The organism is Commensalibacter sp. M0355, assembly GCF_016101365.1.
Taxonomy (GTDB): domain Bacteria; phylum Pseudomonadota; class Alphaproteobacteria; order Acetobacterales; family Acetobacteraceae; genus Commensalibacter; species Commensalibacter melissae.
In genome coordinates this window covers 78,604-92,560 of the sequence record NZ_JACFQQ010000002.1, presented here as the reverse complement: position 1 = coordinate 92,560, position 13,957 = coordinate 78,604, and the positions used below count along the sequence as shown (strand labels likewise).

The window sequence follows — 13,957 nt, the reverse complement described above, 5'->3', positions numbered from 1 at the left end:
ATTTTTTATTTGCCAAACATTAAGTCTTGGCTTTCACAATCCGAGGATGAAAACAAATGTCTCGCCGTTGCCAAATCACAGGCAAAGGTGTGTTGACAGGAAATAATGTCAGTCACGCCAATAACAAAAACCGTCGCCGTTTCCTGCCTAATCTGCAGGATTATTCCTTAAGGTCCGATATTTTGGGTCAACAAATACATTTACGCGTCACAACGCATGGTCTCCGTACCATTGAACATAATGGCGGTTTAGACAATTTCCTGCTAAATACACCGAATCGTAAGCTTACTGAAGAGGCTTTAGTGATTAAACGCCGTATTCTTCAGGCTCAGGAAAAAAAATCAGCAGTAGCTGCTTAAATTTTTAAAAAATTGATTATCTAGTAATTAAATAACTTCCTTGATTTAATCTTAAGGGAGTTATTTTGAGTTAAAAAAGGAAATTATTCTTTTAATCTTATGATTTGATGAATATATTTTCTGAATATTTTTCTATCGTTTGTGGAGGTTTTACTTTTGTCCGACCATTCTGATCTTTCTAAAATCCGTAATATAGGTATTACCGCGCATATCGATGCGGGTAAAACAACGACAACTGAACGTATTCTATATTATACAGGTGTCTCCCATAAGATTGGTGAGGTCCACGAAGGGAACACCACTACTGACTATATGGCACAGGAACGTGAAAGAGGGATTACCATTACTTCCGCTGCCGTTACCTGTGAATGGAACAAGCATCGTATCAATATTATTGATACTCCGGGCCATATTGACTTTAACATTGAAGTTAACCGTTCATTGCGCGTGCTTGATGGTGCGGTTTTCATTATCGAGGGTGTTGCTGGTGTCCAACCTCAGTCTGAAACGAATTGGCGTTTGGCTGACCGTTACAATGTCCCTCGCATTATTTTCATTAACAAGTTGGATCGTACAGGTGCAAATTTTGAATATGCTTTCAGCACTTTAAAAGATAAGCTGGATATTGTCGCTATCCCTTTACAGCTTCCGATTGGTGCGGAAGAAAATTTAAAGGGTGTTATCGACCTTGTTAATATGAATGCCATTGTATGGGAAGGTGATGATCTTGGTGCCAAATACAATATTGTTGAAATCCCTGCTGAATTAAAGGAAAAAGCAGAAGAGGCACGTCAAAATCTTCTGGACACCGTTTTGGCTGTTGATGATGCGGCTATGGAAGAATATTTTGAAAAAGGTGATGTTTCTGTTGAGGTTTTAAAGAAATGTATTAAAAAAGGTACCATTTCTGGAGAATTTCGTCCGGTTCTTTGCGGTTCTTCTTTCAAGAACAAAGGTGTTCAGCCTTTGTTGGATGCAATTGTTGATTACCTTCCTGCTCCTGACGATGTGGAAGGAATTCGTATTGCACCTCCTGAAGATGAAGAGGTTGATGAAAATAAATTACCAATCATTCCCGTTGATCCAAATGGCAAATTTGCCGGTTTGGCTTTCAAAATCATCAATGATAAATATGGTTCTCTAACTTTCGTGCGTGTTTATCGTGGTATCTTACGTTCTGGTGACACGGTTTTGAACACAACCCATGGTCATAAAGAGCGTATTGGACGTATTTTCCAAATGCACGCTGATAAACGTATAGAAATCAAAGAAGTGCATGCTGGTGATATTGCCGCTTTTGTTGGATTGAAGGATACGAAAACAGGGGATACTTTGGCAGATCCGGCAGATCCGGTTGTTTTGGAGCGCATGCAATTTCCAGTACCTGTTATCGATATTTCTGTCGAACCAAAAACCAAGGAAGCGGTTGAAAAAATGACCCTTGCGCTTCAGAAATTGGCGGCAGAAGATCCATCTCTACAGTTAAAGACGGATCAGGAAACGGGGCAAACAATTCTTTCAGGTATGGGTGAGTTGCATCTTGATATCATCATTGACCGTTTACGTCGTGAATATGGTGTTGATGCGAATATTGGCGCACCACAGGTTGCATATCGTGAAACCATTACTCAGTCTCATACAGAAACCTACACCCATAAAAAACAGTCTGGTGGTGCGGGTCAGTTTGCTGAAGTCAAAATTATTTTCGAACCTACCGAACGAAATGAAGGAATCATATTCGAAAATAAAATTGTTGGCGGTGCGGTTCCCAAGGAATATATTCCAGCTGTTGACAAGGGTATCAGAAACCAGGCATCTACCGGTGTATTAGCAGGATTTCCAACTGTAGACTTTAAATTTACGCTTGTTGATGGTAAATATCATGACGTTGACTCTTCTGCATTGGCGTTCGAGATTGCCGGTAAAGCCTGTTTCCGTGAAGGAATGAAAAAAGCTGGTCCTGTCATTCTTGAACCTATCATGGATGTCGAAATCACTACACCTAATGATCATGTTGGTGATGTTGTTGGTGACTTGAACCGTCGTCGCGGAATGATTCAAAGTCAAGAAACTTCTGGAAGCACTGTCATGGTTCGCGCTTTTGTTCCATTGAAAGAAATGTTTGGCTATATTTCTGATCTTCGTTCAATGACCAAAGGTCGTGCGTCCTTTACAATGCAATTCCATCATTATGATCCAGTTCCCCGTAATGTTGCGGATGAAATTATTAGTCAATCTGCCTAATTTTAAATAACAATTTGATACGATTTAAAGCAGCCTTTTTTATATAAAAGGCTGTTTTTTTGTGAAAATGTATGTGATTAAATAAATATTTTAGGTTTTATTTGTGTAATTTAAAAAATTATATCATAATTAATCTTTATCAAAAAATTTTGAAATTTTATGGGATTTATTAAAATAAATTTATCTTTTTTTAAATTAAGACATCAAAACTAGTGAAAATAAAGTTCAATTAGAACAGTAGATTTATTTTAATACGTTAAGGGTTGCAGGCGATAAGTCAATAAGGTGATTTATGGAAACCTCGTGTTACTATTATTACTTATTTTTCTAAAGTTTAAAATTATATTAATAAAGCTTTGGAGGTAAAGAACGTCAAGAGCGTTACCCTTTTGCCGTTATTGATGAAAATACAGGGAAAGTTTTGGGTACAACTAGTTTTTTTTGGAATTGCCCCTGATCTGCGACGTTTGGAAATTGGTTATACATGGTATGTAAAATCTTTTCAAAGAACTCATGTAAACATAAATTGTAAATATTTATTGCTAGAATATGCTTTTGAAAAATTACAAGCCAACACCGTCGTTTACGAACTGATATTTTTAATTTCAAAAGTCAAAGAGCAATTTAACCACTTGGTGCAAAAAAGGTGGAATTCTACGTGCACATATTCTTAGACAAGATGGTACTTTGTACGATACCATTATTTACACCATAATTTCAAGTGAATGAACAAACGTCAAAGTATATATATACGCTTTGTTAAATAAATTATATTAATGAATATTCACATATTAGAAGTATTATAAATTAGATAAAAATAAGTGAGAGGCAATATTGATATGAGAGTTAAATATTGCCTCATGTCAAATAATATTTTTAATAACTGGTATTCCCTTTATGTTCCATAATTTTTTTATAAATAAAAAGAATGATAACAGCTCCTACAATTGAAAATAATATTCCAGCTTTTTCTCCATCACGATAGAAGTGAAGAAGCTCTCCTAACCAAGTTGCCAAAGCGGAACCGGCAATTCCTAAAAGAACAGTGATAATAAATCCGCCCGGCTGTTTTCCAGGCATAAGTAATTTTGCAATACCACCAATAATAAACCCAACAATAATAGCGCCAATTAAAGAAAACATAAGTTACTCCCTTGAACAAAACTATCTTGTTGTATAGTTTAAACGATTTTTTACTAAAACAATAGATTTATTATTTTCTTTTATTTATCCGAATGCATGTAATCGATGAATGAGAGCGATTGAAATTTCCCTGACCAAATCGAAATTATATTGCATGGGTTTAAATATTTGACGGTCATCCATTGCATATGCACCTTCATTTCTTGGACCTTTTGGTTCATAAAAATATAGATCGGATACATGTTCAGATGCTTGTGGAAAGATATGATTGACGAGCATATGCAAAACCGAGGGTATTTCCAAACACAAGATTTTAATATCCAAATGTTCTCTGTTATAACCGTTAAATGGAGAGAAATATGGAATCTTGGTTGATAACATCCAGATTTTTTCAATTAATGCCAATCGGATAGCATGTAACAAGATTTCCTTATCATCCATGATTGGCGTATTTTTCCAAATTGACAGAAGAATAATATGATCTTTCTGTATGCGATGAAAAGTTGCCTGGGTACTCGACCAGCAATCCAGCCGTTGCAATCCGTTTGCCAGCGCCATATAGGATTCCTGTATCACAGGATTTTCTTCAGTTGCAGCCCGATCTAGCCAGATGCCGGGATCAAGCATATAGATTCCAGCTCTCAAGACAGATGCATCGGAGTGCTTAAGGGCATGAAAGGCAAAATCGAGGGATTGCCTGAACCGTTTGCTGTTTGTCAACATTTCTTCAAATGTATCGGGGTTGGCCGACATTGCGGTACCCAAACCTTGAAGTACATTAGCACACCAACCCAATTGTTGTAGAATTGCATTGTTAGGAATAGCACGCAATTCCCTTGGATGTTTTATGTAACTTCTTCCCGCTGCTGTATCATTTTGGCGAACTGCCGGTCTTGACCCCGTTTGATCAATGAGGGAGGGACCAAATGTGCTTAACAAGGTTCCATATCCCTTATCATTAATCAATTCATTCATGGATGCATTGATCGTTGAAAAAAAATCTGCATTAAAATCTTTTTCATCATAGATGGGATCATGTTCAACCTTATCAAAATCGTAGATATGCTCTGCTATGATACTGATTGTGGCATTGGCCAGCAATTGTGTGCCAAAAAGTAAATATCCGTCTCCACCTTGAAAGGCCGTTTCTTGTCTGCTTCGTATACCAAGTTTATGAAAATATTGCTCAGTAATTTTTGGGGAAAGATATTCCAGACGATCTTGCATGCTGAATGGATGACCACCACGACCGATACTTTCGCCATGTGTATCGAATAAAATAAGTTGAATATTTGATAATTGATATTTAGCCAAAAGTTTTGCAATTTTCTTGCGTAATTTTTCAATCTGATATGTGGCTGCAATTTGACCAATAAATCTGCCGGAATCAGAATACCCAAATTGCAGGCATAACTTGCCTGTTTTTTTCAAGTAATTGCGCCAATGCGGTGATCTCAGGGCTTGTTCAATAATCTTGTCGCCATGATTGAGGGCATAATCTGTTTCAAATAATGGCGAAATCTCGATATTTTTCTCAATCCCAAATAATCTTGCAAGCCAAAGGGCCATAAGTAATGTAAAACCGCTTTCTGTTTCCGCAATTAAAAAGCGAATAGGGGTTTTGCTATCAATATGTTTGAATATCTGGGTTAACAGCATCATTAATATGCTTGCCGAGGCCTTTTCAGTTAGCAAAGCACCGAAATCCACAGGAACAGGGTCAATTTTATCCAATGCTGTATTTATCGTATTAAAAAGTGTTCTTGTATGAGAAGGATTTTCAGGATTACTGGTTATCCCCAATCGTTGACGGGCCATATTATGAATTTGGGTGGAATTAAGTCTAACATGGGAATGTGAAAGACTTAAACCATGAGTGACAAAACCCGCCTTCGCGATCAATAAATCAATAATGAAATTATCATCAACATCGTTTATGGCTTGATCAAAAAGAGGAAGAAGCTGATCGGTTGAAAGAATTGATTCATGACGGTTTTCAATCAATATTCGGGAAAAATTTGAAAATTGATCAGGGTCAGGCTTTAAAGGACAGTTATGGATTTGATCCTTGACATGGTTTAGGGCAATTGCAATAGTATTTTTTAATTGGTCGACACCATTTGGGATGTTGTCTAATTGCTGATATAGACGTTCCAATTGTAATTTTTTCATCTGTAGGCGTATAAGTAAACTATCCCACCAGCCTATGTCGCTTCGGCCATCCGTATCATATCCTACCCAACTGCTCAGTAAAATTGGACTGGGTTTCAGATTAGTCCAATGGTCAGGCCAATATTCCTTTGCTGTCTCAAAAAGGGTATAATTGAACAGATCCAAAGCATTTCGTCCCCTAACAATAGCATTATTTGCAAGTTGAAGTTCCTCTTTCAAATCAGGGGGGGCAGATCGTCTGTGAGTGGTAAAAAAAGGAATATTTGTGTCATCATCTATAGGATGACTGGCCATATCTGCCAAGGCTGTGTAAACCGGATTGGCAAGGGAAAAAGTTGGATGTGCCGTAAAAATTGCGGCAAATTTGGTAGTTTCAACTAATTTCTTGAAATTTTCAAAACTTGCTTCCTTATTTTTTTCGTTTGCGTAATCGGATTGCTGGATTAATTTTTTTAAGACGGTTTCGATACGTTGCCGAATATTATCTTTAGTGGGATTGTAAAGGTATTTCTGCAGATGTTTGGCATGTGACAAAAAAGCGGAATCTCTTAATTTCTGGATTATTTCTTTGAGATTTTCTGTAGTAAGATCATTTGACTCTAATTTTTGGTTAATTTTCTGTGCTAAGGTCAGGACAGGATTTTCTGTTGGTTGGTGATCTTTTTTTGATCTCAATTGATTAGTTAACTGTAGCAGCTCATCAAGTATCTGGGAAGAGGAGTTCGTTGATTCCGTCATGATCCAAAATTATCCATTACTAGTTTCATATAAATAAATCTGTCTTAATATGATTAATTATTATAAAGAGAAATAAAAGGTATAAATTCACGATAACAATAATTACACGAAAAAATGTTGAAGGCGATGAATAAAGTTTCAAGTCCAGATGACCACGTAAAAATAATTTTCCTACGCTATCATCGATTGGCAACTATTTTGCTGTTAATCATGGGATGTATAACTTTATTAGGCTATTATCTGACGACTTATACAGGAATCAAACATAATTTCTGGGTTGAATTGATTTTGGCTGGTAGTCAGGCTGGATTTATCGGTGGATGTGCTGATTGGTTTGCGGTGACGGCATTATTTCGACATCCCATGGGTTTGCCCATTCCTCATACCGCAATTCTACCAAAACAAAAAAAACGTCTAGGATACGGGTTGGGATGGTTTATAGCTCAATATATTTTTACTGAGAAAGACATCACTCTGATTTTGAAAAAAATGGATCTTCCAAGTTTTTTGGGAAAATATTTGGATAAAACAGAGAATATTGAATATCTGAGCAGTATTTTGTTGAAATCTCTTCCTGATTTTCTTGATCGGATTGAAGATGGTCGGATCAGCAACTTAATAACAAAAATTATAAATCGTCTTTTGAGTGGAGAATCAATCTCACCTTTTATCGGTAGAATCATAAGAACAATGCTTGATATCGATCAGCATCAAGACATAATTTCATTCATTTTGGAAATTCTTAAGAAAACGCTTAAAGAAAAGGAATCAAGCCTCAGGGAAATGATTCATAGTCGAGTGGAAGAACAGGGTGGTCGTTTTCTGGGATGGATGATCGGTGATTCAATTGCGACAAAAGTTTTGGTTGCTGTTAATAAGGAAATGGATCGGATAGATCCACATAATGATGTTGTAAGAGAAAAAATCGGCCAGTGGATAAAGGATGAAATTGATAAAATTGAGAATGATCCTGAACGTGTCAAAAATATATCTGAAGCCTTTAGACAAATTGTAAATCATGAAAGTATACAGGAATGGCGTGAAAATCTTTGGAAAAAAATTAGAAAATTTATTCATGATGATGCCAGGAATGAGGAAGGATGGTTTAGGAATGTGATTATTGATTCAATTCATTATTTTTCTGAATTGCTACAAAAAGATCCCAAAATCAGAAAAAAAATAAACAAGGCGATATTGAAACTTATTTCAAGATCATTACCAAATTTTAAGGAGGGGTTGATCCGTTTTACTGAAACTGCTGTTTCACAATGGGACAGTCAAGCGTTGGTTGATCGACTTGAATGTCGAATAGGCAAGGATTTGCAATATATACGGATAAATGGTTCTATTGTAGGATTTTCAATCGGAATAATCTTTTTTTTATTTGTTAAACTGTTTTTTAATCCTTAAACTGTTGTATTATAAAAAAAATAAAAAAAACTTTTAAATCGATAAAAATGGACTTATATAGTCCTATATAATATGTTTTATTTGATCGAATTGATAAATTATGTTGAAACTATCCAAACTTATTGATTATGCAACGATTATTATCATAAGCCTTGATCAATATAAAACTGTTGTCTCTTCATCCACACTTGCTGAGAGAACACATATTCCTGAACCTACTGTTGCTAAGATACTGAAAATGCTAACCAAGGCTTCCTTGACAAAATCTTCGAGAGGACCGGGGAGTGGGTATTATCTATTGAATGAGCTTAGTGAAATTTCCCTTGCTACGGTTGTTAGAATTATTGAGGGACCCATTAAGTTGGTTGATTGTAAAAAGGATGATTGTCGTATTGAGAATGAAGAGTGTATTTTATATGGAAAATGGGAAGTATTGAATTATCAAATAAAAAATGTTTTTGAAACTTTAACTTTGGCGGATTTAAAAAAGAGTTCTGCTAGACTTGACTTAAATAAGAATTAACAAATTCAAGAAACGAACATTTAGAAACAGAGCATATTATGAATAAACATGTCCAAGATGAGGCCTTGTTGAAGCAGCTTAAGACAGATACCTACAAGTGGGGGTTCGAAACGGATATTGAAATGGATATCCTACCCAAGGGACTTGATGAAAATGTTATCCGTTCAATTTCTGCTCGCAAGAATGAGCCTGATTGGATGCTGGAATGGCGTTTGAAAGCCTATCGGATGTGGAAGACCATGGAGGCTCCAACATGGGGTAAGTTCAAACATCCTGAAATTGATTTCCAGGACTTGCATTATTATGCAGCTCCAAAAAAGAAAAAAGGACCAAAGTCTCTGGATGAGGTTGATCCCGAATTGTTAAAAACATATGCAAAATTGGGTATACCCTTAAGAGAACAGGAAATTTTGGCGGGGGTTGAAAAACCGGAAAATGGAGAGACTGTACCTGTTGCCATTGATGCAGTTTTTGATAGTGTCTCTGTTGCCACGACGTTTAAAGAAACTCTTGCGAAAGCGGGTGTGATTTTTTGTCCAATTTCAGAAGCTATACAATCTTATCCAGATTTGGTTAAAAAATATCTTGGTAGTGTGGTGCCACAGGGAGATAATTTTTATTCAGCCTTGAATTCCGCTGTTTTTACGGATGGTTCATTTGTATATGTTCCGAAAGGTGTGAAATGCCCTATGGAACTTTCAACCTATTTTCGTATAAATGCAAAAAATACCGGACAATTTGAACGTACGCTCATTATTGCTGATGATGCTTCTACAGTATCATATTTAGAGGGATGCACAGCTCCTCAACGGGATGAGAATCAATTGCATGCTGCTGTTGTAGAACTTGTGGCTATGAGTGAGGCTTTTATAAAATATTCCACAGTCCAAAACTGGTATCCGGGTGATAAAAATGGTAAGGGTGGAATTTACAATTTTGTTACCAAGCGTGGTGCTTGCCGTGGTGTACGGTCACGTATCTCATGGACACAGGTTGAAACCGGATCGGCAATTACCTGGAAATATCCTTCCTGCATTTTACAAGGGGAAGAATCAATCGGGGAATTTTATTCTGTAGCGGTAACAAATGGATATCAGCAGGCTGATACCGGTACAAAAATGATTCATATAGGAGCTAATTCACGTTCCACCATTTTGGCAAAAACCATTAGTGCAGGAAAATCTGACAGTACATATCGTGGATTGGTTAGGATGATGCCAAAAGCCCGAAACAGTCGCAATTTCACTGAATGTGACAGTTTACTGATCGGAAATAATTGCGGTGCACATACAGTTCCCTATATTGAAAGTAAAAATAGTTCCGCTAAAATTGAACATGAAGCGACAACTTCCAAGATTTCCGAAGAACAGTTATTTTACTGTCAACAGCGTGGATTAACCAAGGAAGCGGCAATCGGATTGATTGTGAACGGGTTTTGTAAAGATGTTTTAAAAGAGCTTCCAATGGAATTTGCTGTAGAAGCGCAACAGCTTTTACAGATAAGTCTTGAAGGAAGTGTGGGTTAGTTTAAACTATGAATATGTTATTAGAAATAAAAAATTTACATGCATCCGTTATTGATGACACTGTTGAAAATGGATCAAAGCAAATTTTGAAAGGTGTCAATTTATCAATTCCCGCTGGTGAAACTCATGTTATTATGGGACCTAACGGTTCTGGTAAGTCAACGCTTTCCTATGTCTTGTCTGGTCATCCCAGTTATAAAGTGACATCTGGTCAGGTATGGTTTAAAGGGGAGAATCTTCTGGAAATGTCTCCTGATGATAGAGCCGTGGCGGGATTGTTTCTTGCCTTTCAGTCTCCCGTGGAGCTGCCTGGGGTCAATAATGCCAATTTTTTACGTACAGCAACAAATTCCGTTCGTAAGGCGCGAGGACAGGAAGAACTTGACGCGGTGTCATTTCTTAAACTGGCCCGTCAGTTGGCAAAAAAGCTTTCATTTCCAACAGACATGCTTAAACGCAATGTAAATGTCGGTTTTTCTGGAGGTGAGAAAAAACGAAATGAGGTTCTGCAAATGTCCTTACTGCAACCATCTTTTGCAATATTGGATGAAACTGACAGTGGGTTAGATATTGACGCGCTGCGTATTGTCGCAGAAGGAGTTAATACTCTTCAATCTTCAGATTTTTCCTCTTTAATTATCACTCATCATCAGCGTTTATTGGATTATATCAAGCCTGATTATATCCATATTTTAGCAAGAGGTCGCATTATCCATACTGGAGGGGCTGATTTGTCACTTCAGCTTGAAAAAGAAGGTTACGGACGGTTTTTGGATGAAATTGATGAATAATGTCACCGCGATGAACAAGCGTGAAAATTGGTTGGAAATATTAAATAGGTTGTCTTTATCTGAATATTTACAAGACAAAAGAAATATTGTTGATAAATTGCTGACTCTTCAATTCCCGACACGTAAAACTGAAGCTTGGAAATATAGCGATTTGAAATGGTTGCAAAAAACAGATTTTTCGCGTGATTTTGTTATTGATGAAGCGTTTGTTCATAGGGCCTTAGAAGAAATATTAACCGTAGATTTGCAAAATTTACCTAGAATAATCACTTATAATGGTCAATATCTAGAGACTTTTTCAACAATTAGTCTTCATTCAAACGAATTTTCTTTAAACAAGAATCTCAAAAGTGGTTGGTCAATTCCGAACGATGATTTTTTGACGGCATTGAACAAAGTTGTTGAAAATCCCGTTTTACAATTTAATTGTAATAAAAATTTCAATGATCAGACAATTTTATGTATTAATCTAGGGAAAGCTGAAACAACTGAAAAACTGTTTTTTTCACCAAAGTATTCATTTTATATTGAGAAAGAAAATAAATGTTCTGTAATTGAAATAAATTATGGAAAAGGTGTTTATTTTGCAAATTCCGTTCATGAAATAGAACTGGGAAGAAAGTCTAAACTAAACTATACCATTATCAACCATACATTATCAGAAAGCTATAATTGTTCTAGTAATTATGTTAAATTGTCTGATCATGCATGTTATCAGCAATTTTTGTTAAATAAAGGTTCCAGATTTTCACGTTATGAACTGAATATTGATTTGGCCGGAGAATGGAGTAAGGCCGATTTTGATGCTGTCCAGATTTTGTCAGGTCAACAGCATGCCGATATTGCATCAAAAGTGGTTCATAGTGTTCCACATTGTCAATCCAATCAGAATGTTAAAAATATCCTGTCTGATAACAGTCATGGGGTTTATCAGGGCAAGGTGCTAGTCAATCATTTAGCCCAGAAAACGGATGCACAGCAGCAAAACCAGGCCCTATTATTGTCAGATAAAGCGGAAATAGATACTAAACCTGAGCTTGAAATCTATGCAGATGATGTTAAATGTTCCCATGGTGCAGCAATAGGGGCATTGGACCAAGAACAATTGTTTTTTTTAATGTCTCGTGGAATTTCTTATGAATTGGCCAGAGAAATGTTGATTAATGCATTTGTTAACGAGTCTATTGAAAAGATCGAAGATACCCTATTGCAGAATTTATTATATTATTACGTAACCGCCTCAACTTGAAAAGTGATTGCGATGTCTAACCCTGTCTATTCTTTTAATATTGAGCAAATTAGAAATGATTTTCCAATTTTAAAACAAAAAATTCACGGTAAAGATTTTGTATTTTTGGATAGTGGCGCATCAGCCCAAAAACCAATACAGGTAATTGAAGCGATGCAAAACGCCGCATATACGCAATATGCAAATGTGCATCGAGGCATTTATGCCATGAGTGAGGCTGTTACAGATCAATATGAATCAGTCCGAAAAAAAACTGCCGGTTTTTTAAATGCATTTACGTCCGATGAAGTGATTTTTACTAAAAATAGTACTGAAGCTATCAATCTTGTAGCCTTTTCCTATGGAGGTCTGATAAAAAAGGGGCAGGGTGTTTTAATAACTGAAATGGAGCATCATGCCAATCTTGTTCCCTGGCAAATGTTGCGTGACAGATTAGGGATCCATTTATACATTGCACCGATATTGGAAAATGGTGATATCGATATATTGGCATTTGAACAAATTTTAATTGAAAATGATATTGCATTGGTTGCTGTAACCCATATGTCCAATGTGTTGGGAACGATTAATCCAATCAAAATGCTGGCTGAAATGGCACACAAGAATGGTGCCAAAATTCTTGTTGATGGCAGTCAAGGAATTGTTCATCAATCGGTTAATGTTCAGGATCTTGATATAGATTTTTACACTTTTACAGGACACAAACTTTACGGTCCTACGGGTATTGGCATTTTATGGGGAAAAAAAGAATGTCTGGATCAAATGCCTCCCTTTATGGGAGGAGGGGACATGATTGAGAATGTGACTTTTGAACGGTCAACCTGGGCAAAAATTCCTACTAAATTTGAAGCCGGTACACAACCCATACTTGAGGTGATCGGTTTGGGGGCTGCAATAGATTATGTTTTATCTATCGGATATGATATTTTAATGCAGCATGATAAAAATCTGGTTGAATATGCGCTGATTAAAATGAGGAATATTCCTGGTTTATCTATATTGGGATCACCATCTGTAAGGGGAGGAGTAATCTCTTTTTCGATAAAGGATATTCATGCTTATGATATTGCAACCCTGTTGGATCAAAATGGTATCGCCATTCGTGCAGGTCAGCATTGTGCTGAACCGTTAGTGAAAAAATTTGGTTATACAAGCGTATCGCGGGCTAGTTTTGCAATTTATACAACTTTTGATGAGATCGATAAATTTGTGGATGGATTGAATATGATTATTGATTTTTTTCAAAGATCTAATCATTGATAAAGATTTTTTACCCATAATTATATGAATGGCAGAGTTTTTTATGGATAATGTTGATCAAAAAAGGTCAGATAATATTGGAAAAGCAGTATCTACATCTGAATCTGATGTTAATCAAGAAAATATCGAGGCTTGGAAACCTGAGGATAATTCAAACCCACAGATTAACAATCCTAAGGAAGAAATTGATGAAAATGCAATTATTGATGCTGTTTCAACAATTTATGATCCAGAAATTCCAGTTAATGTATATGACTTGGGATTAATTTACGCTATCGATTTACATGATGATGGAAAGGTGCAAGTTGAAATGACTTTAACAGCGCCCAATTGCCCCAGTGCGCAAGAATTACCCGTCATGGTTCAGCAAGCTATTGAAAAAGTTAAAGGGGTGACCGAAGTAAAGGTGGAAATTGTCTGGGACCCTCCCTGGGATCCTTCAAGAATGAGCGATGAAGCTCGACTAACCCTGAATATGTTCTGAAATTTATATCGGTTTAAATTTTAACTGAAGATAAATAATAATGTTATTTATCTTCAGT

11 protein-coding genes are annotated in these 13,957 nt (G+C 36.4%); 9 read left to right on the top strand and 2 right to left on the bottom strand.

Annotated elements, in window-relative coordinates; genetic code table 11:
* The first annotated feature begins 56 nt into the window (after positions 1–56).
* Together rpmB and fusA are read left to right on the top strand one after the other, a co-directional pair.
* Positions 57–359, top strand: a complete 303-nt coding sequence (gene rpmB, locus H3T44_RS04210; protein ID WP_110438924.1) for a 50S ribosomal protein L28 — start codon at positions 57–59, stop codon at positions 357–359.
* 156 nt (positions 360–515) lie between these two features.
* Positions 516–2,603, top strand: a complete 2,088-nt coding sequence (gene fusA / locus H3T44_RS04205) for an elongation factor G (protein WP_122124265.1) — start codon at positions 516–518, stop codon at positions 2,601–2,603.
* 876 nt (positions 2,604–3,479) lie between these two features.
* Here fusA and H3T44_RS04200 read toward each other — a convergent pair.
* On the bottom strand, positions 3,480–3,746 hold the full coding sequence (locus tag H3T44_RS04200) for a GlsB/YeaQ/YmgE family stress response membrane protein (protein WP_110438926.1): 267 nt from the start codon (positions 3,744–3,746) through the stop codon (positions 3,480–3,482).
* An 84-nt stretch (positions 3,747–3,830) separates the two neighbouring features.
* Positions 3,831–6,656 carry a phosphoenolpyruvate carboxylase gene (locus tag H3T44_RS04195; RefSeq protein WP_198196233.1) on the bottom strand — a complete coding sequence of 942 codons (2,826 nt, stop codon included), beginning with the start codon at positions 6,654–6,656 and terminating at the stop codon, positions 3,831–3,833.
* 126 nt (positions 6,657–6,782) lie between these two features.
* Here H3T44_RS04195 and H3T44_RS04190 point away from each other — a divergent pair, with 126 nt between their 5' ends.
* From H3T44_RS04190 to H3T44_RS04160, 7 genes are all read left to right on the top strand, one after another.
* Positions 6,783–8,066: a DUF445 domain-containing protein gene (locus tag H3T44_RS04190; RefSeq protein ID WP_198196231.1), complete on the top strand. Its 1,284-nt coding sequence runs from the start codon at positions 6,783–6,785 to the stop codon at positions 8,064–8,066.
* 100 nt (positions 8,067–8,166) lie between these two features.
* The gene (locus H3T44_RS04185) at positions 8,167–8,589 is read left to right on the top strand and encodes an Rrf2 family transcriptional regulator (protein WP_122123485.1); all 423 of its coding nucleotides are present in this window, start codon (positions 8,167–8,169) and stop codon (positions 8,587–8,589) included.
* Positions 8,590–8,627: 38 nt separating this feature from the next.
* The gene (gene sufB, locus H3T44_RS04180; RefSeq protein WP_198196229.1) at positions 8,628–10,115 is read left to right on the top strand and encodes a Fe-S cluster assembly protein SufB; all 1,488 of its coding nucleotides are present in this window, start codon (positions 8,628–8,630) and stop codon (positions 10,113–10,115) included.
* Positions 10,116–10,123: 8 nt separating this feature from the next.
* Positions 10,124–10,906, top strand: a complete 783-nt coding sequence (gene sufC, locus H3T44_RS04175) for a Fe-S cluster assembly ATPase SufC (RefSeq protein ID WP_110438931.1) — start codon at positions 10,124–10,126, stop codon at positions 10,904–10,906.
* Entirely contained in the window at positions 10,899–12,155 is a 1,257-nt protein-coding gene (gene sufD / locus H3T44_RS04170) for a Fe-S cluster assembly protein SufD (RefSeq protein ID WP_198196228.1), read from the top strand. Before sufC ends, sufD begins: the two co-directional genes overlap by 8 nt.
* A 12-nt stretch (positions 12,156–12,167) precedes the next feature.
* The gene (locus tag H3T44_RS04165) at positions 12,168–13,415 is read left to right on the top strand and encodes an aminotransferase class V-fold PLP-dependent enzyme (protein ID WP_198196226.1); all 1,248 of its coding nucleotides are present in this window, start codon (positions 12,168–12,170) and stop codon (positions 13,413–13,415) included.
* A gap of 43 nt (positions 13,416–13,458) precedes the next feature.
* Positions 13,459–13,899, top strand: a complete 441-nt coding sequence (locus H3T44_RS04160) for an SUF system Fe-S cluster assembly protein (protein ID WP_155565353.1) — start codon at positions 13,459–13,461, stop codon at positions 13,897–13,899.
* Positions 13,900–13,957 lie beyond the last annotated feature (58 nt).